Genomic DNA, 20,780 nt, shown 5'->3' with positions numbered 1-20,780 from the left:
GTTCCCCCGACCCGAGGAGACCCATGCCCGCACTCACCCGTCGCGTCGTCACCGCCGGACTCCACGTCGCCGACGTGCTCGGCCGTCACGTGGAGGCCATCCCGCCCGGTCAGGGCCTGGCGCTGCTCGAGGAGATCCGCCTGACCGTGGCCGGCACCGCCGCGGCCACCGCCGTCGACCTCGCCCGTCTGGGCGTGCGGGTGGCGACGGTGGGCGCGGTCGGCGAGGACGCGCTGGGCGTGTTCCTGCGCTCGACCATGGCGGGAGAGGGCGTCGACGTCATGGGGCTGGCCGTGCGGACCGAGCGCCCCACCTCGGCGACCATGCTGCCGATCCGCCGTGACGGGAGTCGACCGGCCCTGCACGTCATCGGGTCGAACGCCGCGATCCGGGCCGACGACCTGGCATCCATCGATCTCAGCGACGTCGCGGTGCTCCACCTGGGCGGAACGTGTCTGCTGCCGGGCATCGACGGAGCGCCGAGCGTCGAGCTGCTGCGCCGCGCGCGAGACGCCGGCGTCGTGACGACGATGGACTTCATCCCGACCGGGTCACCGGCCGACCGCGACGCGGTGCTCCCGTGCTTGCCGTTCGTCGACTACCTCTTCCCGAGCGAGGAGGATGCGCTGTCGTTCGCCGGCGCGTCCACCCTCGACGAGGCCATCGCCTTCTACCTGGATGCCGGCGTCTCGACGCTCGTCATCACCCGCGGCGCGGCGGGCGTGAGCATCAGCACCCGCGCCTCGCGCGATATGCGGCTGCCGGCATATGCCGTCGACGTCGTCGACACGACGGGCTGCGGCGACGCCTTCAGTGCGGGCTTCATCTGGGGGCTGATGGATGGCGCGGACGCGAGCGAGGCCGCCGAGCGGGGCCTCGCCTGCGGCAGCCTCGTCGCCACGGGCCTCGGCTCCGACGCGGGCCTGAACTCCGCGGCCGACGTGGCCCGCCTGCGGGCGGAGGGCGTGCGCGGCGCCGTGTGAACCGGCATCCGGGGTTCGTGCCCGTGTGGGTGGCGGCCGCGAGGCGGCGTGCGGGTCAGCGCCGTGCGCAAAGTCGGCGATCTGCGCAACGTCAGTCCGCCGGGGCCGGATGCCGCTGAGCTCGCGCGGATCGCGGAGGCTGCGCGCGCAGGGACCCGCCGAGCCGAGGGGCATCGCGGAGGTTGTGCACACGCGGGGCCGCTGTTGGCGCGCCCTCGCACGCGCGTGCGAGAATGGCCACGGCGTGCTCGGACCGACCTTTCCCCGCACGGCGCCTCGGCGCCGACGGGTTCGAAGGGCCACCGGGCCCCAGGACAGCGTCCGCCGCACCTTTCCCCGAGGAGCACAGATGTCCGCTACCCCTATCGCCACCGCCGCCGACGCCACCTCCACCGAGCGCGTGCAGCAGCACCGCCGGTACCTGATGTGCCGGCCCGAGCACTTCACGGTGAGCTACAGCATCAACCCGTGGATGGAGCCCTCGCGCCCCACCGATACGAGCCTCGCCCTGCAGCAGTGGCAGTCGCTCTACGACACGTATAAGGAGCTCGGCCACGAGATCGAGCTCATCGAGCACGTCGAGGGTTTGCCCGATATGGTCTACACGGCCAACGGCGGGTTCGTCATCGACGGCGTCGCCTACGGCCCCAAGTTCCGCTTCCGTGAGCGCGCCGCGGAGGCGCCCGCGTTCATCGACTGGTTCGCCGCCAACGGCTTCGAGGTCGCCGAGCCGGTCGAGGTCAACGAGGGCGAGGGCGACTTCCTGCTCGTGGGCAACACGATCCTCGCCGGCACGGGCTTCCGCTCCACCGGAGACAGTCACCGCGAGGTGGGCGAGGTCTTCTCGCGCGAGGTTGTGTCGCTGACGCTGACCGACCCGCGGTTCTACCACCTCGACACCGCGATCGCCGTGCTCGATCCCGTCGAAGGCCCCGGCGGCGTCGACAAGGCGAACATCGCCTACCTGCCGAACGCGTTCGACGAGCGGAGCCAGGCGATCCTGCGCGAGCGGTACCCGGATGCCATCCGCGTGTCCGACAGCGACGGCGCCGTCTTCGGGCTCAACTCGGCCAGCGACGGCAAGAACGTCATCATCTCCCCGCGGGCTGTGGGCTTCGAGGCGCAGCTGCGCGAGCGCGGCTACACCCCGGTCATGGTCGACCTGTCGGAACTGCTCCTCGGCGGCGGCGGCATCAAGTGCTGCACGCTGGAGCTGCGAGGCGGTGCCCGATGAGCACGACTCTCGACGACCTCGGTGCGCGTCTCATCGCCGACGAGGGCGCACACCTCGCCCATAACTACCACCCGCTCCCCGTCGTCGTCTCGCGGGCCGAGGGCGTGTGGGTCACCGACGTCGAGGGCAAGCGCTACCTCGACCTGCTGTCGGCGTACTCGGCGCTGAACTTCGGTCACGGCCACCCCGCGATCCTGGCGGCCGCGCGCGAGCAGCTCGAGCGTCTCACCCTCACGAGCCGCGCGTACCACAACGACCGTCTCGGCCCCTTCGCCACCGCGCTCGCGCAGCTGTGCGGCAAAGACCTCGTGCTCCCGATGAACACCGGCGCCGAGGCCGTCGAGACCGGCATCAAGGTCGCCCGCGCCTGGGGGTACCGAAGGAAGGGCATCGCCCCGGATGCCGCGACGATCATCGTGGCGAACGGCAACTTCCACGGCCGCACCACCACGATCGTCGGATTCAGCGACGACCCGGTCGCCCACGACGACTTCGGTCCCTACGCGCCCGGCTTCGTGCACGTGCCCTACGGCGACGCGGATGCCATCGCCGCGGCGATCGACGAGAACACCGCCGCGGTGCTCATCGAACCCATCCAGGGCGAGGCCGGCGTCGTGCTGCCGCCGGAGGGGTTCCTCCGCCGCGTCCGCGAGATCTGCACCGACCGCAACGTGCTGTTCATCGCCGACGAGATCCAGTCCGGTCTCGGTCGCGTAGGCGAGACGTTCGCGTGCGATCGCGAGGGCGTCGTTCCCGACGTGTACCTCCTCGGCAAGGCGTTGGGCGGCGGCATCCTCCCCCTGTCGGCGGTCGTCGCGAACGAGGACGTGCTCGGCGTCATCCGCGCCGGTGAGCACGGTTCGACGTTCGGTGGCAACCCGCTGGCCGCGGCGGTGGGCCTGCGCGTCGTCGAGATGCTGGCATCCGGTGAATTCCAGACGCGCGCGAAAGCGCTCGGCGGGCACCTCGAGCCGGCCCTCCGGGCCCTGATCGGTCAGGGCGTGACCGGTGTGCGCATCGCGGGTCTGTGGGCGGGCGTCGACATCGACCCCGCCTACGGCACCGGCCGCGAGGTCGCCGAGAAGCTGCTCACCCGCGGAGTGCTCGTGAAGGACACGCACGGGCAGACGATCCGCATCGCGCCGCCCCTGACGATCCGCGCCACCGAGCTCGACTGGGCGGTGGAGCAGCTCCGGCACGTGCTCTCGCTCTGACCCGCCGCCACACGCGTGAGGCGCCAAGAATTGTCGCTTCGGAGTCCGTTCGAGCGACAAATCCTGGCGCCTCACGCGCGTTAGGCGACCGTCACCGTGAGCTCGTCCCAGCCGGTCGCGCCGTCGGGGGCGGGCGGCGCCGGCACGTCGGTCTGCGTCTGTCCGTCGGTCGAGATCGCGCGGGAGCGCACGGTGTGCGATCCGCTCGTCGCGTCCCAGGGCAGGCTCCACTGCACCCATGTGTCGGTCGAGATGGCGGCCGCGAGGGTCGCGGGCTGCCACGCGCCGTCGTCGATCTGCACGTCGACCCCGGACACCCCGACGTGGGTCTGCCAGGCGACGCCCGCGATCACCGCGGTGCCGGCCTCGACGCGGGCCCCGGCCCGGGGCACGTCGATGCGCGACTGCAGCTTCACGGGGCCGCGTTCCGACCAGCCGCGCGAGGTCCAGTACCCCTCGGCCCGGTCGTAGCGGGTGACCTCGAGTTCGGTGACCCACTTGGTGGCCGAGACGTAGCCGTACAGGCCGGGCACGACCATCCGCACCGGGAACCCGTGCTCGATCGGCAGGGGCTCGCCGTTCATGCCGATGGCCAAGAGGGCATCGCGGTCGTCGGTGAGTGCTTCGAGGGGGGCGGATGCTGTGAACCCGTCGATCGAGCGCGAGAGCACCATGTCGGCTTCGGCGGTGGGCTTCGCGCGTGCGAGGACGTCGCGCAGGGGCACGCCGAGCCAGCGGGCCGTGCCGATGAGCGAGCCGCCCACCTCGTTGGACACGCACACGAGGGTGGCGACCGTCTCTTTCGGAGCGAGGTCGATCAGGTCGTCCCAGCGCAGCACGACCTCCTGTTCGACGAGTCCGTGCACGCGCAGGGTCCACGTCGCCGGGTCGACCTGGGGCACGATGAGGGCGGTGTCGATGCGGTAGAAGTCGGCAGACGGCGTGATGACGGGGCTGAGTCCGTCGATGCCGAGCTCCGCGGCGGCCGGCACCTCCGTCGTGCTCGACGGGGCGGGCAGGCGCAGCGCCGCGCGCACGGCGCTCACCGCGCGGGCGCCGGAGTTCAGCGCGAACGAGCCGGCGGCGGCCAGCGCCCCGGCTGCGATCGCGATGCCCGACAGGGCGAGCACGCCGCGGCGGGTCAGGCCCTCGTCGGCCGCGAGACCGGAGCGCGGCCCTCGACGCAGGCGCCCGATGAGCCATGCCGTGACCCCCGAGGCCGCGCCGGCCGCGACGATCGAGGGGACGGGCGACAGCATGCCCGCGTCGGAGCGGGTCAGCGCCACGACCGCCCCCACGACACCCAGCGCGCCGAGGACGACGCGGCCCCACGGGGGCCGGTGCCACTCGAGCACTCCGGCAGCCCCCGCCACCGCGAGCAGCAGCACAGCGATACCGACCAGCAGCGCGGCCTTGTCGCCGGTGCCGAAGAGGCTGATGGCGAGGTTCTTCGCCCACGCGGGGGCGATGTCGATCATTCCACCGCCGATCACCGCGAAAGGGCTCGCGGAGGGCGCGACGATCGCGGCGGCGAGCTCGCCGAGCCCGGCGCCGAGGACGGTGGCCCCGACGGCGGCGACGGCGGCCGGGAGGTCGCGAGCGAGGGAGATCGAGCGGGTCACGAACGGAGCCTAAGGACGCCGGAGCCCGCCGGAGTCGTCCCCGTCGGAACTCACAGCCAACCGGCATCCCCGCACCCGGACGAGGCGCGTCCCGAGGCGCGGATCATGACGGTCGTCCCGCCTCATCGGCGGCGCGGAACCTCTCCACAGCGGCATCCGGTTCGCATCGCATCGCACGCGAGTAGCGTGCAGTCATGCGCGAGACCCTTCGGTCCCTCCGCCGGCCCGCGGTGGGCGGGGCGCCGGCGTTCGATCTGACGTACGTGCGATCCGGGCCTCGCGGGGCGACGCCGGTGGTCGTCATCCCGGGCGGCCCGGGCCTCGCCTCGGTCCTGCCCTACCGGGGCCTGCGGCGGTGGGCGGCGCGGGGCGGGCTCGACCTGGTGATGGTCGAGCACCGCGGCATCGGTCGATCGCGGAAGGACCTCGACGGCCGCCCCCTCCCACCCGACGCCATGCGGATCAGCGCCGTCCTCGACGACCTCGTCGCGGTGCTCGACGCGGAGGGCATCGACCGTGCGGTCGTGGTCGGGTCGTCGTACGGCAGCTACCTGGCCATGGCGTTCGGGGCGCGGCATCCGGAGCGCGTGGCATCCATGCTGCTCGACTCGGCTCTGCAGTCCACCCGTGACGTCGGTCTCGAACGGCAGCGCCTGCGAGAGCTGTTCTGGGATGCCGACGACGACATGGCCCGTGGCGTGAAGCGCCTGATGGTCGCCGGTGTCGCCCCGCGCGTCGTGCTCGACATCGTGCGCGCCGCGTACGAGCTGGGCGGAGCCGACCTGGTGCTGCCTCTTCTGCGCCACCGGCCGGGCCTCGCGTGGAAGGCTCTGGGGGCGTACGCCACCCGCGACGGCGGTCTGCCGCGGATCCCCGGCATCTACGAGTTCGACCTCGTCGGCACCATCGCTTTCCGCGAACTGGGGTACGCCGGCCTCCCTGACGGTCGCCCCCTCGATCCCGCGCTGACCTACCTCCCGCTCGCGCCGCTGTTCCCGCCGTTCGATCGCGAGCCGTACGACCTCGTGGAGGCGGTGCACGCGTTCGGCTTTCCGCTCGTGGTGCTCTCGGGCGACCGCGACCTGCGCACCCCGCCCGCGATCGCCGAGCGCGTGGCGTCATCGGCTCCGGATGCCACCCTCGTCCGCATCCGCAACGGTCACAGCGCCCTCGACACTCACCCGATGGCACTGCTGAACGCGACGCGACGACTGGTGCGGGGGCAGCAGACGCTGCTGTCAGGCGACGAGGCGGCCCTCGACCGTCTGCCGCGGAAGGGACTGTCCGCGGCGTTCCCCGCACTGCTTCTTCGCGTCGCCCATCTCGACGCCCTGCTGCGGCGCCGCGTGCTCCCGCGCTGAGAGCGCCGCGTGCTCCCGCGCTGAGAGCGCCGCGTGCTCCCGCGCTGAGACGGAGGGAATCGGCGCTGTCGCGGACGGACGGCGGTGTCAAGGATCTGCACGAAACACCCACGCGCGCGGATGCTAGCGAAGTGACTGACGGCGACCATCCCGCGTTCCCCCTGCTCGTGCCCGACCGAACCCCCGGCCTCGGCGACGTCCGCGACGCCCTGGGGAAGGCGGATGCCGTGGACGGTTTCGGCACCGATGTCGCCGCCACGCTCGACTGGGCCGCCGGCGTCAGCCGCCCGGGTTCGGTCGCGGCGACGTGGGAACTCCTCGCCTCGGTGGCCGCCCGCGATGTCGCCGCCGCCCGGGTGCTCGAGCCGCACCTCGACGCGCTGGCCATCCTCGACGAGGCCGCGACCGCGGGGTTCGTCGTTGATCTCGACACGAACGGAACGTGGGGCGTCTTCGCCGCCGAAGGACCCGGAACGCGGCTCGAGGCGCGACAGGATGCCGGCACCTGGACGCTCCGGGGCACCAAGCCGTGGTGCTCGCTCGCCGCCGACCTCGATCACGCGCTCGTCACGGCCTGGGTCGACGATGAACGACGCCAGCTCTTCGCAATCGATCTGGGCGACCCGGCGGTGACCGCGCGGTCGGGACCGTGGCGCTCCCGAGGGCTCGAACGGATCGTGAGCGCCCCGATCGATGTCGACGACGCCCGCGCCGTCCCGGTGGGGGATGCCGGGTGGTACCTGCGCCGACCCGGCTTCGCCCACGGCGGGGTGGGGGTCGCGGCGTGCTGGTGGGGCGGGGCGGTCCCGCTGCACGCGGCCCTGCGCGACGCCGCTCGAGCGGACCGTGCCGACCAGCTCGCGCGGACCCATCTCGGTCGTGCCGATACGGCGCTCTGGGCCGCTCGGGCCGCCCTCGTCGAGACCGCGACGATCTTCGACGCCGGGGGTTCGGCATCCGAGGGGCTGCGGGCCGCCCGCGCGCGGGCCTTCGTGGCCGAGGCGGTCGAGACGACGATCGCCGAGGCCGCGCGCGCTCTCGGACCGCTTCCCCTCGTGGCGGACGAGGCGCACGCGCGACGCGTGGCCGACCTCCAGGTGTACGTGCGGCAGCATCACGCCGAACGCGATCTCGCGAAGATCGGCGGCGACGTCGCACGGGGGGACGGCGCATGGTGAGCTTCGACCACCGCGAGCCCGGTACCGACGAGGGCGTGTGGTCGGATGCGCTCCGGCGCGACCTCCCGCCGCTCGACCTCGACGTCGATCGGCTGATCGTGGTCGCCGCGCACCCGGACGACGAGAGCCTGGGCGCGGCAGGACTGCTCGCCACGGCCGCCGCCCGCGGCATCGCGATCGATCTCCTCGTGGTGACCGACGGCGAGGGCTCGCACCCCGAGTCGGCCACCCACACCCCCGCGACCCTCGGGCTGCTGCGCCGTCGTGAGCTGCTCGTGGCCGCGGCCATCCTGGGCCTCACCGTCGATCCGGTCTTCCTCGGCCTTCCCGACGGCGGCACCGATGAGTATCGGGATGCCATCGCGGCGGCGCTCGGCGAGGCCCTCGACCGCGCGGGTTCCGACCGCGTCCTCGTGCTGTCGCCCTGGCGCGGTGACGGGCACCGCGACCATCGCGTGGTCGGCGAGATCGTCGAGGAGGTGTGCGCGGCCCGCGGCGTGCGCTCGCGCGCGTTCCCGATCTGGCTGTGGCACTGGGGCGGTCCCGCCGACGTGCCCTGGGATCGAGTGGAGCGTGTGGAGCTCGACCCCGCAGTGCGTGAGGCCAAGACCCGGGCTCTCGACGCGCACGCGAGTCAGATCCTGTCCTTGTCGCTCGCGCCGGGCGACGAGCCGGTGGTGCACGCCCGCATGCGCGCGCATTTCGAGCGGGATGCCGAGCTGTTCCTGGCGCCGGAGCGCGCCGCCGCGGCGACCGACACCGCACCGCGTCCCTCCGTCGACCAGGCGTACTTCGACGACATGTACGCCCGTCACGACGACCCGTGGGGCTTCGACTCGCGCTGGTACGAGGAGCGCAAGCGCGCTGCCCTCTTGGCCGCCCTGCCCCGCCGTCGCTACCGGTCGACGTTCGAGGCGGGGTGCTCGACGGGGGCGCTCACCGTCCATCTGGCCGACCGGAGCGATCGGGTGCTCGCCGTCGACCTCGCCGCCGCCGCCCTCGAGCGCGCCCGTCGACGCCTCGAGGATCGCGCCGCCGTCGAGCTGCGTCGTGGAACCCTCCCGGGCGACTGGCCAGACGGCGAGTTCGACCTCGTCGTGTTGTCGGAGGTCGCGTACTACTGGGCCGGTGCCGACCTGGATCGCGGCCTCACCGCAGCCGTCGCCTCGCTGAGCGCCGACGGCCACCTGGTCGCCTGCCACTGGCGGCATCCGGTCGCCGAGTACCCGCGCAGCGGCGACGACGTCCACGAGGCGCTCGCCGCCCGCCCGGACCTGATCCGTCTCGTGCGGCACGAGGAGCAGGACTTCGTGCTCGAGGTGTTCGCGCGTCCGGGAGCGCGGTCGGTGGCGGCCGAGGCCGGTCTCGTCCCGTGAGGGCGGTGGCCGTGGTCATCCCGGCGCACGACGAAGAGGTTCTGATCGAGCGGTGCCTGTCCGCGGTGGTGCGGGCGGTGGCGCACGCGCGGGAACGCGACCCCGATCTCGTCGCGACGGTCGTCGTCGTCCTCGACGCGTGCACCGACGGCACCGCTGCACGGGTGCGACGGTGGCCCGTCGAGGCTGTCGAGATCAGCGTGCGCCGTGTCGGTGCGGCCCGACGGGTCGGCGTCGCGCACGCCCTGTCCGCGCTTGTGACGAGCTCGCACGACACCTGGATCGCGATGACGGATGCCGACACGGTCGTGCCCCTCGAATGGATCACCCATCAGCTCGACCTCGCGGAGGCCGGTGCCGACCTCGTCCTCGGAACCGTCCGCCCCGATTTCGCCGACCTCAGCGCGCGTCACGCCGATTACTGGCGAGCGACGCACCACCGCGGTCGACCGCCCGGCAACGTCCACGGCGCGAACCTCGGGGTGCGCGCGAGCACGTACACCGAGGCCGGCGGCATCCCGGATATCCCCGAGCACGAGGACGTCGCCCTCGTCCGCGCCGTCCGGGCCATCGGGGCGCGAGAGCGCGTGAGCGACGAGCACGAGGTCGAGACCTCGGGACGACTCGTCGGTCGGACGCCCGCCGGATACGCGGGATTCCTCGCGCGCGTGCACGCGTGGATCGACGCCCCGCCCCTGGCCGCACCGGGGGCATGACGCACGGACCGGGGGTTCGTCAACCACCTCGATCAGGCGGCACGTCGGGCGGACACTGGTCGCCCCCGGAGCGAGAGGTACGACCATGAAGGCACTGACCTGGCAGGGCAAGCGCAACGTGAGCGTCGAGGAGGTCCCCGACCCCGAGATCCTGGAACCGACTGACGCGATCGTCAAGATCACCTCGACCGCGATCTGCGGCTCCGACCTGCATCTGTACGAGTTGTTCGGCCCGTTCATCGACAAGGGCGACGTGCTCGGGCACGAGCCGATGGGTGTCGTCGTCGAGGTGGGCTCAGCCGTGGCGAACCTCGCGGTGGGCGATCGCATCGTCGTGCCGTTCAACATCTCGTGCGGGCACTGCTTCATGTGTCGCCGCGGCCTGCAGTCGCAGTGCGAGACCACCCAGGTGCGGGAGTACGGCAGCGGGGCTGCGCTGTTCGGCTACACCAAGCTCTACGGGCAGGTGCCCGGCGGACAGGCCGAGTATCTGCGGGTCCCGCTGGCCGACTACAACCACATCCGCGTCGGTGAGGATCTTCCCGACGACCGCTACCTCTTCCTCAGCGACATCGTCCCCACGGCCTGGCAGGGCGTGAAGTACGCGAACGTGCCCGAGGGCGGCACCCTCGCGGTGATGGGCCTCGGCCCCGTGGGACAGTTCGCCGCCCGCATCGGCGTGCATCTCGGCTACCGCGTGCTCGCGATCGAGCCCGAGGCCGATCGCCGCGCGATGGCCGAACGCCACGGCGTGCTGACCTACGACCTCACCGACACGGTGGTCGACGAACTCCTCGACCTCACCGAGGGCCGCGGGGCCGACTCCGTGGTGGATGCCGTGGGCATGGAGGCCCATGGCAACGGCGGCGTCAAGCTGGCGCAGAATGCGATCGGGCTGCTCCCCGACGCCCTCGCGCAGAAGCTCATGGACAAGGCCGGCCTCGACCGCCTCGCCGCCGTCTACTCCTCGATCGACCTCGTGCGCCGCGGGGGCACCGTCTCGCTCAGCGGCGTGTACGCCGGCGAAGCCGACGTGCTGCCGATGAAGACGATGTTCGACAAGCAGATCGCCTTCCGCATGGGCCAGTGCAACGTCAAGCGCTGGGTCGATGACCTGCTCCCGCTCGTCGAAGACCCCGCCGACCCCCTGGGCGTGATGGATCTGGTGACCCACCACGCCCCGCTCGACGACGCCCCCGGCCTCTACGAGACGTTCCAGAAGAAGGAGGACGGCTGCATCAAGGTGGTGCTGCGCCCCGGCACCTGACCCCACCCCGCGCGCGCGGGGTGCGCGTGAGGGGTCATTTTCTGTCGCCTAACGTGCGTCCCGGCGACAGTTTCTGGCGACTCACGCTTCCCGCCCCCGGCTCGCCCCGCGCCGGGTACGAGCGCGTGAGGAGCCAGATTTTGTCGCCGTGGGAGTGCCCCAGGCGACAGATATTGGCGACTCGCGCGCGGGGACGGCGAGGAGAGGGGGGATGCCGTGCGTCAGGCGCGACCGGCGTGCACGGCCTCGAGGGCGGCGGCATCCGCGTCGCTCATGCCCTCGATGGGTTCGCCGTTCCACACGATGTCGTCGCCGAGGGCCGCGAGCACTTCCTTGCGGTCCCCGTGCGAGATCTTCGCGCCGTGCACGATCGTGGCCGGGCTCCACAGCATCGCGGCGTCGTCCCACCACCCCGCGCCGACGTCGCGCACGTGCAGCAGGTCGTGCAGGGTCTTCGGCAGGTGCGCCAGCGGTTCGGTGAACGCGTCCGCGATGACGGCGAGCGTGATCTGCCGCTGGGTGCCGGGGATGGCGACGACGGGCTCGGCGAGCTCACCGCCGATCGCCTTCGACACGTCGTCGGCCTCGAGCAGGATGATGCCGTTGGTGGGGCGCGGGTTGCACTCGATGATCTTGTAGTCGGGTGCGGCTTCGCTGCCGTGGTCGACGAAGTCGAAGGAGATCTGCCCCGTGAAGCCGGGATCGAGCGCGTCGACGAGCTGCTGCGTGTAGCGCAGGGTGTCGGTGCTGTCGACCGCCACGAAGGCGATCGCGGTGGAGTGGGCCCACTGCTCGGCGGCCTTGTAGGTCGTGTGCGCCTGCACCGTGCCGTCGACGACGACGCTGTACGTGCACACCATCGGTCCGTCGACGAACGGCTGCACGAGCCACGGCTGCTCCGCGGTCGGGACGCAGTCCTCCACCGGCACCTTGCCCGCGAGCGGGCCGGTGTTCGTCAACAGCCCCACGCCGCCGCGCGAGAACGCCGCGCGGGCGAAGTACCGGGGGAACGACTCGATCGCGGCGCGCAGTTCGTCGGGGGAGGTCACCACGACCGTCTCGGGGATGGGCACCCCCGCGTCCTGCGCGAGACGCTGGAAGCTCGCCTTGTCGTGCAGACGCGCGAGGTCGCCGAAGCTGCCGGCGTACAGGCGGACACCCTCGGGGAGGTCGGCCGCGCGGGCGGCGAGGTAGAACACCTCCTCGAACGTGGGGATGACGACGTCGATCTCGTGCTGCTCGACGTAGGCGTTCACCGCGGCGATGAAGGCGTCGGTCTCGAAGCGCGGCGACGGCGTCGTCAGGTGTCCGGCGAGGAAACGGGAGTGGTTGCCGACCGCTCCGTCGTACGTGTCGCTGGCGAAGACGGTGTGCCCGACGCTGCCGAGCTTGCGGATCAGATCGAGAGCGAACGTGTTGCGGGAACTGGTGACGAGCACGCGCATGAAGGCACCCTTGGTCGTGGCGGCGGACGTTGGCGTCACTCTATCCACACCCGGGATCGCCGCCCGGGAAACGTGTCGGCAACACGGTGCTGAGTAGAGTCTTGGCATGGGTGACCTGTTCGACGGTTACGGCTCCACGCTGGCGCCGCGCAAGACCGCATCCGGCGTCCCGGCGTACGACGAGATGTTCGGTGCCCCGGCCACGGCCGGCGACTCCGCTCCGTCTCGTGAGGCGTACCGGGAGCTGTACCAAGCGCTGGCGCAGATGACCCAGGAGGAGCTGCGCGGCCGCACCGAGTCCCTGGCGAGTTCGTATCTGGCGCAGGGCGTCACGTTCGACTTCGCGGGCGAGGAGCGACCCTTCCCGCTGGATGCCGTGCCCCGGGTCATCGCGTACGACGAGTGGTCGCGGATCGAAGCGGGCGTGAAGCAGCGCGTCCGCGCGCTGGAGGCATTCCTCGACGACGCCTACGGCAACCAGCACTGCGTGCGCGACGGCATCCTGCCCGCCGGTCTCATCTCGTCGTCGCAGTACTTCTACCGTCAAGCGGCCGGCATCCGCAGTGCCAACGGCGTGCGCATCCAGGTGTCGGGCATCGACCTCATCCGCGACGAGCACGGCGAGATGCGCGTGCTCGAAGACAACGTGCGCGTGCCCTCGGGCGTCTCGTACGTCATCTCCAACCGCAGGGTCATGGCGCAGACCCTGCCCGAGCTGTTCGTGTCGATGCGGGTGCGCCCCGTGGGCGATTACCCCAACAAGCTCCTCGCCGCGCTCCGCGCGTCGGCCCCGCCCGGGATCGACGACCCGAACATCGTCGTGCTCACCCCGGGCGTCTACAACTCGGCGTACTTCGAGCACACCTTGCTCGCGCGCCTCATGGGCGTCGAGCTCGTCGAGGGCCGTGACCTGCTGAGCATCGGCGGCAAGGTGTTCATGCGCACCACCCGCGGCCCGCAGCGCGTCGACGTCATCTACCGCCGCGTCGACGACGACTTCCTCGACCCGCTGCAGTTCCGCGCCGACTCGATGCTGGGCGCCCCGGGCCTCATGCTGGCCGCGCGGCTCGGCAACGTCACGATCGCCAACGCCGTCGGCAACGGCGTGGCCGACGACAAGCTGCTCTACACCTACGTGCCCGAGCTGATCCGGTACTACCTCGCCGAGGAGCCGATCCTGAAGAACGTCGACACCTGGCGGCTCGAAGACCCGGGCGCTCTCGAGGAGGTGCTCGACCGCCTGCCGGAACTGGTGGTGAAGCCCGTCGACGGCTCCGGCGGGAAGGGACTCGTCGTGGGCCCCGATGCCTCGCCCGCCGAGCTCGACGCGCTGCGCAAGCGGCTGAAGGCCGATCCGCGCGGCTGGATCGCCCAGCCGGTGGTGATGCTCTCGACCATCCCGACGTTGGTGGAGGACGGGATGCGACCGCGTCACGCGGACCTGCGTCCGTTCGCCGTGAACGACGGCGACGACATCTGGGTGCTGCCCGGCGGCCTCACCCGCGTCGCCCTCCCCGAGGGGCAGCTCGTGGTGAACTCCAGCCAGGGTGGCGGGTCGAAGGACACGTGGGTCGTCGGCGGTTCCGCTCCCTCGCACGTCGAGTACGGCCAGGGCAACGGCGTATCGGGACTGGTGGCCGATCAGGCGGCGGTGACCGAGGCGATCCCGATCATCTACGACGGTCAGCCCGCGCCGGCGACCTCGCCCCGCGACCAGAGGCCCGGCCGCGACCAGCAGGAGCAGCAGCAGCAGGACGCCGGTGTGCAGCACGGCCCGCAGGCGGAGCAGCAGCAGCAGGCGCGGGAGCTGGTTCGTGACCCGTCGACAGACTCGGGGTCCTCGGTCGCACCCGCGGGTGACGAACGGGAGCAGGCGCCATGCTGAGCCGCATCGCAGACTATTCGACAAGCTCAGGGCCCTTCGGCAAGCTCAGGGACCGAGAGGCGTTCTCATGCTGAGCCGCATTGCAGAGAGCCTGTTCTGGATCGGGCGCTACATCGAGCGCAGCGACGGGACGGCGCGCATCCTCGACGTGCACCTCCAACTGCTGCTCGAAGACCCCTGGATCGACGAGGACACCGCGTGTCGTTCGCTGCTGAGCGTGATGGGCTCGCCCTGGCCGGAGAACATCGACACCGTGCGCCGCGACGACGTGCTCGCCCGTCTCGCCGTCGACCGGATGAACCCGTCGAGCATCGCGTACTCGCTCACCGCGGCGCGCGAGAATGCCCGCCGCGCACGCGAGATCGTCTCCACCGAGCTCTGGGAGACCCTCAACACCACGAATTCCCGGATGCCGCGACGGTTGCAGACCGAGAAGGTGCACGAGTTCTTCCAGTGGACGCGCGAGCGTGCGGCCCTGGCCATCGGCATCGTCGACTCGTCCACCAACCGCGACGAGGCGTGGCAGTTCTTCACTCTCGGTCGCAGCATCGAGCGCACCGACATGACGGCGCGCCTTCTCGCCACCCGGTCGCTGACCGAGGTGTCGGGTCCGTCGTGGACGACGATCCTGCGCTCGTGCGGGGCGTACGAGGCGTACCTCCGCACGTACCGGGGGATGCCGAGCGCCCGCAACGCCGCCGAGTTCCTGCTGCTCGACCGCCTGTTCCCCCGCTCGATCATCTTCTCGATCCAGCGGGCCGAGGACTGCATGAGCGCCATCGATCCGCGCGCCGACCGCGTGGGGCACTCCAACACCGTGCTGCGCGCGCTCGGGCAGATCCGCAACGACCTCGAGTACCGCCCGGTGAGCGAGATCCTCTCCGAGCTGCCCGAGCACATGCAGCGCGTGCAGACAGTCACGCGAGAGGCGTCGGAGGCCATCCGCTCGCGGTTCTTCCCGACGCAGGCCGAGCCGAGCTGGATCGGGGAGATCTCGTGACCCGCAGGCAACCTCCGCGATCGTCGGCGCCGATGGCCCCGCGTCGGACGAAAGGGATGACGCGATGAAACGACTGCGCATCGAGCACCAGACCGGCTTCGTGTACCCGGGCGACGTCTCGGCGTCGTACAACGAGGCGCGCATGCTGCCGCACTCGACCGAGAGCCAGTTCGTGCTGAGCTCGTCGCTCGACATCGAGCCGTCGACCTCGGTCAATCAGTACGTCGATTATTTCGGAACGCGCGTCGCGGCCTTCGACGTGCTGTCGCCGCACTCGTCGCTGATGATCACGGCGCGCTCCCTCATCGAGGTGCGCCCGCGTCCGATCGAGCACACCGACATCACGTGGGAGCAGCTGGCCGCGGAGGCCGGGCGCTCGATCTCGACCGTGGAGCAGCTCACGCAGACACGACGTACGACGCCGCATCCCGAGGTCGCCGAGCTGGCACGGTCGATCGCCGCTCAGCACGATCGTCCGGGCCCGGCCGCGCACGCCATCGCCGAGGCCGTCGGTGACGCCATCGACTACATGCAGGGCGTCACGGGGGTGACCTCGACGGCGGTCGATGCGTGGGAGGCGCGCAAGGGCGTTTGTCAGGACATCGCCCACATCGCGATCGGGGCGCTCCGCGAGGTCGGTATCCCGGCCCGCTACGTCTCTGGCTACCTGCACCCGAAGCCCTCCGCCGAGGTCGGCGAAGCGGTGACGGGGGAGTCCCACGCGTGGGTGGAATGGTTCGCGGGCGACTGGCAGGGTTTCGACCCCACGAACAACATCGAGATCGGCGACCGTCACGTGCTCGTGGGCCGCGGACGCGACTACAACGACGTGCCGCCGCTGCGCGGCGTGTACGCGGGCCCCGGGCGCAGCAACCTCAAGGTCAAGGTCACGATCACGCGCGAGACGTGACCTCCCCGCATCCCGGGGCGTGGCGAGCTCAGGCGCTCGCCGCGCGACCCATCTGCCGCTGCACGTCGCGGTGCAGATCGACGAGGCTGCTCGAAGCGCCACGCTCGTGGCGGCGGGCCCACTCGTCGAGGGTCGTCCGCATCTCGAGGCCGGCGAGACCGAGCGCGGCACGGACGTCGAGCTCGGAGCAGCCGAGGCGATCGGCGATCTCGGGGATGAACCGGTCGGACGACGTCGCTTCGCGGCGGATCGCGGCGCCCAGGAGAGCGGGTTCGTGCGCGATGAGCCGGCGCACGCGCAGGAAGCGTTCGCGGGCCTGAGGGTCGGCATCCAATTTCTCGAGCTCCCGGCCGAAGACCGCGCGCAGCGCCGTCGTCAGGGCGGCGATGTCGTCGCCGGGTTCGCCGACGCCGGCGAGGGCCTCGATGAATCGGGTGTCGTCGACGAAGACGGCGTCTTCTTTCGTGCGGGCGAGACGGAAGAAGGTGCGCGGCGAGACCCCGGCGCGAGCGGCGATCTCGTCCACCGTCGTGCCGCTGACTCCCTTCTGCTCGAAGAGGTCGAGGGCGGCGGCGCAGATCTCGACCGAGGTCTCTCGGCGGCGGCGGTCGCGCAGGCCCTCGACGGGGGCTACGGGAGTGCTCATATCGGATACAGTAGTCCATGTCTTATTGGCAGTAACTGCCAACTTGTCTTTCACTGCTCAGATTGGACCGCCATGGTCGCCACCGGAACCGTCCCCACCGCCGCTCCGCCCGGAAAAGCCGCCGTCCGCCCCGGGGCGGTCATCGCCCTGCTCGTGGTCGCCGCGTTCGTCGTCATCCTGAACGAGACGATCATGGGCGTCGCCCTCCCCGAGCTCATGCGCGAGCTCGACATCACCGCCGCCACCGCCCAGTGGCTCACCACGGCATTCCTGCTGACGATGGCCGTCGTCATCCCCGCAACCGGCTTCCTCATCCAGCGCTTCCCGCTGCGGACGCTGTTCTTCACCGCGATGGGGTTGTTCACCCTCGGCACCGTGATCGCGGCGATCGCCCCCGGGTTCGGCGTGCTGCTGCTCGGTCGCATCGTGCAGGCCTCGGGCACCGCCATTATGATTCCGCTGCTGTTCACCACCGTGCTGAACGTCGTGCCCGCCCACCGCCGCGGTCGCATGATGGGCCTCATCTCGATCGTGATCTCCGTCGCTCCCGCGGTCGGTCCCACGGTGTCGGGCCTGATCCTGTCGGTGTTCCCCTGGCGCGCCATGTTTATCGTCATGGTGCCGATCGCGTTGGTCGCGATCGCCCTCGGTGCGCGGTGGGTGCAGAACCTCACCGACACGCGTCGGGTGACTCTCGACGTCCTCTCGGTCGTGCTCTCGGCGCTGGCCTTCGGCGGCATCATCTTCGGCCTGTCGAGCATCGGCGAGGCCGCCGGCGGTCACGAGATCGTGCCCGTGTGGATTCCGCTGGTCGTGGGGGCCGTCGCGCTCGCCGCGTTCGTCGTGCGCCAGCTGCGCTTGGGGTCGACCGATCGGGTGCTGCTGAACCTCGCCGTCTTCCGCCACTCGGCCTTCACCATCGCGGTGATCCTCGTCGTGGTGGCCATGACGACCCTGTTCGGCGTGCTGATCCTGCTGCCGCTGTACCTGCAGAACGTCCTCGGCCTCGGCACCCTGCCGACGGGCTTGATGCTGCTGCCCGGTGGGCTGCTCATGGGCCTCATGGCGCCGATCGTCGGCAACCTGTTCGATCGCTTCGGCGCGCGCCCGCTCGTGCTGCCTGGCGCGATCGTCGCGAGCATCGCGCTGTGGGGCTTCTCGACGCTGTCGGTCACCACGCCCATCGGGTTCGTCATCGCGGTGCACTGCGTCCTGAGCCTCGGACTGGCGTTCATGTTCACCCCGCTGATGACCTCGGCGCTCGGTTCGCTCCCGCGCGAGCTCTACCCGCACGGCTCGGCGATCGTCTCGACCGTGCAGCAGCTGGCCGGGGCGGCGGGCACCGCGGTGTTCGTCACGCTGATGACGGTGGGATCGGCGGCGGCCGTCGCCGATCAGGGCGCGTCGGTGGTGGATGCCACGGCCACCGGCATCCACTCCGCCTTCTTCGTCGCGGCGTGCCTCTCGCTCGCGGTGATCGTGCTCGCGGCGTTCGTGCGGACGCCGAAGCAGGTCGAGGGCGCCGAGGCGATGCCGGCGCACTGAGCGGCTGCCGGTTCGGTCGGAAGACGCCTCTCCCTCGGGCGGTGGGGCCCGGGGTCGCCGTCGGTTCCGCCCTGCGGCGGGAGGGGCGTCGCCGTCGGCTCCGCCCTGCGGTGGGCGGGTGGGTTGCCGCCGGTTCCGCCCTGCCGCGGGAGGGGCGTCGCCGCCGGTTCCGCCTTGCGGCGGGCGGATGGGTTGCCGCCGGTCCCGCCCCGCGGCGGGAGGGTGGTTCGCTGCCGATCCCGCCCCGCGGCGGGAGGAGATTCGGCCACCGGAGGACGCCAGAGGGGCCAGGAGTCCTCCCGCCCCGGAATATCCTCCCTTCGCGGCAGGTGGTGTCGACCCCGCGTGCCGAGGAGAGCCCCGCTGCTATCCGCTCGACTCCCGCACCACGAGTTCGGGTCGGAAACGCACCTGCCGCTGCGCCGGGTCGAGCGCGCCGTCGAGCTGTCGCAGCAGCAGATCCACCGCGGTCGAACCCAGCGCCTCGGCCGGTTGGCGCACCGAGGTCAGCGGGACGACGGCGGCGGCAGCGAAGTCGATGTCGTCGTAGCCGACGAGAGCGATGTCCTCGGGGACGCGGACGTCGCCCCGCATCGTCAGGGCCTGCAGCACCCCGACGGCCAGCAGGTCGTTCGCGGCGAACACGGCATCCGGCCGGTCGTGCCGCGAGCGCACGCGCTCGCCGGCCGCGCGGCCGGCGAGAACCGTCATGGCGTCCGTCTCGACGATCTCGAGACCGGCGCCGTCGGCTTCGGCGACCGCCCGGCGTGCGCCGGTGAGACGGTCGGCGACCTGACGCGTCGTCAGCGGACCGCCGACGAACGCGATGCGACGGCGGCCTGCCGTGAGCAGGTGCGCGACGGCGAGGTATCCGCCCTCGACGTCGTCGACCGAGACCGCGGACACCTCCGCCGCGGCGGCTCGCTCATCGACGAGGACCACCGGGATGCCGGCGGCCGCCAGGCGTTCGACCACGTCGCCGTCGGCGTCGGCGGGGGTCAACAGCACCCCGGCGACCCGCTGCTCACGGAACTGGTCGAGGTAGAGCCGCTCCCGCTCGCCGTCGGCACCGCTGGACCCGAGCAGCACGACGTACCCGTCCTCGGCGGCCCGGGCCTCGGCACCACGTGCGACGGCCGCGAAGAAGGGATTGCCGACGTCGAGGACGATCAACGCGATGCTGCGACTGCGGCCGGCGCGCAGCTGGCGGGCGGCATCGTTGCGCACGTATCCGAGAGTCGCGATGGCCGCCCGCACGCGTTCGACGGCGGCCTCGGACACCGTCTCGCGGCCGTTGAGCACGTTGGAGACGGTTCCCACCGAGACCCCCGCGTGAGCCGCGACGTCTTTGATCTTCACCACCATCGACGACCGTGCCTCTCCCCGGGGATGCGATGACGATATCGCAGGTAGTCGGGGGATCCGGGTCCCGCCGGCGTGCTGCGCGCGAGGCGCTGCGCGCGGGGGTTCGCCGATCCTGATCGTCCTGTTGCGTGTCGACAGGCGCGGCCGTAGCATGAGATGAAACGATTCATTCTCGAAGGAGAGACCCCGACCATGTCCGCACAGACGACCCGTGTCTGCTTCGAGCTGCGCATCCGGCCCGAGCGGGTGGACGACTACATCGCGAGCCACTCACCGGTGCGCGCCGAGATGCTCGACGAGATCGCCGCCGCCGGGCGACGCAACTACTCGCTGTTCCTCGGCGAGGGTGGCCGCTTGGTCGGCTACTACGAGACGGACGACGACGCAGCCGCCGGGGCGTACCTCGCCGCTTCACCGATCGCGGCCGCCTGGGAGGCCGAGATGGCGCCCTACTTCCTCGGTCTCGACGGCCGACCCGACCAGGCCGCCACCGCCCTCACCGAGGTCTTCCACCTCGCCGACCAGCTCGCGAACGCGGGAAGGACCCCCTCATGACCGCCCTCCGCCCCGAGATCCTTTCGACCCTCGAGGGTCAGGCGATCGAGCTGCCCTCCTGGGCGTTCGGCAACTCCGGCACGCGCTTCCGCGTGTTCGCCACCGCCGGTACGCCGCGCGACCCGTTCGAGAAGATCGCGGATGCCGCGGAGGTCAACCGTCTCACCGCGCTCGCTCCGGCGGTCGCGCTGCACATCCCGTGGGACCTCGTCGACGACTTCGGTGCCCTGCGCCGCCACGCCGAAGACCTGGGCGTGAGCCTCGGCACGATCAACTCCAACACCTTCCAGGACGAGGACTACAAGTTCGGCGCCCTGACCCACCACGACGACGCCATCCGTCGCAAGGCCATCGACCACCACCTCGCCTGCATCGACGTGATGGATGCCACGGGCTCCCGCGACCTGAAGATCTGGCTCGCTGAGGGGTCGAACTACCCCGGACAGAACGACATGCGCGGCCGTCAGGACCGCCTGCA

17 protein-coding genes and 1 pseudogene are annotated in these 20,780 nt (G+C 71.4%); 14 read left to right on the top strand and 4 right to left on the bottom strand.

Annotated elements, in window-relative coordinates; all coding sequences use genetic code 11:
• Window positions 1–23: 23 nt before the first annotated feature.
• The 3 genes from MT347_RS11270 (at window position 24) to rocD (ending at window position 3,431) form a co-directional block, all read left to right on the top strand.
• Window positions 24–983: a carbohydrate kinase family protein gene (locus MT347_RS11270; protein WP_243501178.1), complete on the top strand. Its 960-nt coding sequence runs from the start codon at window positions 24–26 to the stop codon at window positions 981–983.
• Window positions 984–1,332: 349 nt separating this feature from the next.
• Complete coding sequence (ddaH, locus tag MT347_RS11265; RefSeq protein ID WP_243501177.1) at window positions 1,333–2,217, top strand: dimethylargininase; 885 nt, start codon at window positions 1,333–1,335, stop codon at window positions 2,215–2,217.
• Window positions 2,214–3,431: an ornithine--oxo-acid transaminase gene (gene rocD, locus MT347_RS11260; protein WP_243501176.1), complete on the top strand. Its 1,218-nt coding sequence runs from the start codon at window positions 2,214–2,216 to the stop codon at window positions 3,429–3,431. The genes ddaH and rocD overlap by 4 nt, the downstream gene beginning before the upstream one ends.
• A gap of 80 nt (window positions 3,432–3,511) precedes the next feature.
• Here rocD and MT347_RS11255 read toward each other — a convergent pair whose 3' ends face one another.
• Window positions 3,512–5,053 carry a molybdopterin-dependent oxidoreductase gene (locus tag MT347_RS11255; protein ID WP_243501175.1) on the bottom strand — a complete coding sequence of 514 codons (1,542 nt, stop codon included), beginning with the start codon at window positions 5,051–5,053 and terminating at the stop codon, window positions 3,512–3,514.
• 194 nt (window positions 5,054–5,247) lie between these two features.
• On the opposite strand from MT347_RS11255, the gene MT347_RS11250 reads away from it, so the two are divergent.
• From MT347_RS11250 to MT347_RS11230, 5 genes are all read left to right on the top strand, one after another.
• Complete coding sequence (locus MT347_RS11250) at window positions 5,248–6,414, top strand: alpha/beta fold hydrolase (protein ID WP_243501173.1); 1,167 nt, start codon at window positions 5,248–5,250, stop codon at window positions 6,412–6,414.
• 131 nt (window positions 6,415–6,545) lie between these two features.
• On the top strand, window positions 6,546–7,592 hold the full coding sequence (locus tag MT347_RS11245; protein WP_243501171.1) for an acyl-CoA dehydrogenase: 1,047 nt from the start codon (window positions 6,546–6,548) through the stop codon (window positions 7,590–7,592).
• Window positions 7,586–8,968: a bifunctional PIG-L family deacetylase/class I SAM-dependent methyltransferase gene (locus MT347_RS11240; protein WP_243501168.1), complete on the top strand. Its 1,383-nt coding sequence runs from the start codon at window positions 7,586–7,588 to the stop codon at window positions 8,966–8,968. Before MT347_RS11245 ends, MT347_RS11240 begins: the two co-directional genes overlap by 7 nt.
• A 5-nt stretch (window positions 8,969–8,973) precedes the next feature.
• Window positions 8,974–9,684, top strand: coding sequence for a glycosyltransferase family 2 protein (locus MT347_RS11235; RefSeq protein WP_243501166.1), 711 nt, complete (start codon window positions 8,974–8,976; stop codon window positions 9,682–9,684).
• A gap of 85 nt (window positions 9,685–9,769) precedes the next feature.
• A complete protein-coding gene (locus MT347_RS11230) occupies window positions 9,770–10,951 on the top strand; it encodes a zinc-dependent alcohol dehydrogenase (protein ID WP_243501164.1) in 1,182 nt (393 codons plus the stop codon).
• 221 nt (window positions 10,952–11,172) lie between these two features.
• Here the strand turns inward: MT347_RS11230 and MT347_RS11225 are convergent, their stop codons facing one another.
• Window positions 11,173–12,396 carry a carbamoyl-phosphate synthase large subunit gene (locus tag MT347_RS11225; protein ID WP_243501162.1) on the bottom strand — a complete coding sequence of 408 codons (1,224 nt, stop codon included), beginning with the start codon at window positions 12,394–12,396 and terminating at the stop codon, window positions 11,173–11,175.
• Window positions 12,397–12,502: 106 nt separating this feature from the next.
• Between MT347_RS11225 and MT347_RS11220 the strand changes: the two genes are divergently transcribed.
• The 3 genes from MT347_RS11220 (at window position 12,503) to MT347_RS11210 (ending at window position 16,191) form a co-directional block, all read left to right on the top strand.
• Window positions 12,503–14,281: a circularly permuted type 2 ATP-grasp protein gene (locus MT347_RS11220; protein WP_243501160.1), complete on the top strand. Its 1,779-nt coding sequence runs from the start codon at window positions 12,503–12,505 to the stop codon at window positions 14,279–14,281.
• 67 nt (window positions 14,282–14,348) lie between these two features.
• Entirely contained in the window at window positions 14,349–15,281 is a 933-nt protein-coding gene (locus tag MT347_RS11215) for an alpha-E domain-containing protein (protein WP_243501158.1), read from the top strand.
• Between the two features lie 64 nt (window positions 15,282–15,345).
• Complete coding sequence (locus MT347_RS11210; protein WP_243501156.1) at window positions 15,346–16,191, top strand: transglutaminase family protein; 846 nt, start codon at window positions 15,346–15,348, stop codon at window positions 16,189–16,191.
• A gap of 28 nt (window positions 16,192–16,219) precedes the next feature.
• Here MT347_RS11210 and MT347_RS11205 read toward each other — a convergent pair whose 3' ends face one another.
• Window positions 16,220–16,837, bottom strand: coding sequence for a TetR/AcrR family transcriptional regulator (locus tag MT347_RS11205; protein WP_243501154.1), 618 nt, complete (start codon window positions 16,835–16,837; stop codon window positions 16,220–16,222).
• Window positions 16,838–16,909: 72 nt separating this feature from the next.
• Between MT347_RS11205 and MT347_RS11200 the strand changes: the two genes are divergently transcribed.
• Window positions 16,910–18,382 carry an MDR family MFS transporter gene (locus MT347_RS11200; protein WP_243501152.1) on the top strand — a complete coding sequence of 491 codons (1,473 nt, stop codon included), beginning with the start codon at window positions 16,910–16,912 and terminating at the stop codon, window positions 18,380–18,382.
• 366 nt (window positions 18,383–18,748) lie between these two features.
• On the opposite strand, the gene MT347_RS11195 is transcribed toward MT347_RS11200, so the two are convergent.
• Entirely contained in the window at window positions 18,749–19,747 is a 999-nt protein-coding gene (locus MT347_RS11195) for a LacI family DNA-binding transcriptional regulator (protein WP_243501150.1), read from the bottom strand.
• Between the two features lie 192 nt (window positions 19,748–19,939).
• Between MT347_RS11195 and MT347_RS11190 the strand changes: the two genes are divergently transcribed.
• Together MT347_RS11190 and MT347_RS11185 are read left to right on the top strand one after the other, a co-directional pair.
• Window positions 19,940–20,302 (top strand): L-rhamnose mutarotase, encoded by a 363-nt coding sequence (locus MT347_RS11190; RefSeq protein WP_243501148.1) that lies wholly within the window; start codon window positions 19,940–19,942, stop codon window positions 20,300–20,302.
• A pseudogene (locus MT347_RS11185) lies at window positions 20,299–20,780 on the top strand (rhamnose isomerase); the annotation flags it as partial. The gene MT347_RS11190 and the pseudogene MT347_RS11185, both read left to right, overlap by 4 nt.

The sequence above is a fragment of the Microbacterium sp. VKM Ac-2923 genome (genome assembly GCF_022815605.1).
In the GTDB taxonomy this organism is placed as follows: domain Bacteria; phylum Actinomycetota; class Actinomycetes; order Actinomycetales; family Microbacteriaceae; genus Microbacterium.
Note: the sequence above shows the minus strand (reverse complement) of the source record. Positions and strands in the feature narration are given on the sequence as shown.